This window comes from Pseudomonas sp. PDM25 (genome assembly GCF_019219045.1).
Lineage (GTDB): Bacteria > Pseudomonadota > Gammaproteobacteria > Pseudomonadales > Pseudomonadaceae > Aquipseudomonas.
The window spans coordinates 1-514 of sequence record NZ_JAHUWL010000065.1 but is presented as its reverse complement, the minus strand read 5'-3'; the positions used below and the strand labels follow the sequence as shown (position 1 = coordinate 514).

Annotated in this window: 1 protein-coding gene; it reads right to left on the bottom strand. The window is 55.1% G+C overall.

Translation table 11 applies throughout. The features are described 5' to 3' along the window. Window positions 1-31 precede the first annotated feature (31 nt). The coding region (locus KW848_RS31335) for a transposase (protein WP_218539180.1) at window positions 32-514 on the bottom strand (483 nt) is incomplete at its 5' end.

Below are 514 nucleotides of genomic sequence, written 5' to 3'. Positions count from 1 at the left end.
TGTGGGAGATTCTATGGTTGAGGGAAAGCCCTCAACTGGCTTTTGGCTGATATTCGCTTTGCCCTTTCAGCAAGGCGAATACCACCCGAGCAAGCTTGCGAGCCAGCATCACCAGCGCCTGAGTGGTGCTGAACCCCCGCGCTCTTTGTTCTTCGTAATACCCTTTCCAGGCTTTCGTACGGCTAGCCGACATCGCTGCATTGTGCAGAAGTCGGCGGGCCTCGGGGTCGCCGCGCTTGGTCAAACTGCGGCGAGCGTCCTTCTGCCCTGATTTCGCCACCCGTAAATCCATGCCCAGGAAGGCGATAAAGGCATCCGCGTTTCTAAAATCTCCTCGCTGAAATGCCGTTATCAAGCGGGCCCCAGTCAAAAATCCAATACCCTCAACTTTCAGGCAGCGCTTCAATTGACCGAGCAAACCGGCTTCTTTGAGCTGATCGTTGATCGTCTTTTCGATCAGCGTCTCAAGCTGCTGCATGGACTTCACTTGCTCGGCAAAAGCCGCCTTGAGCAG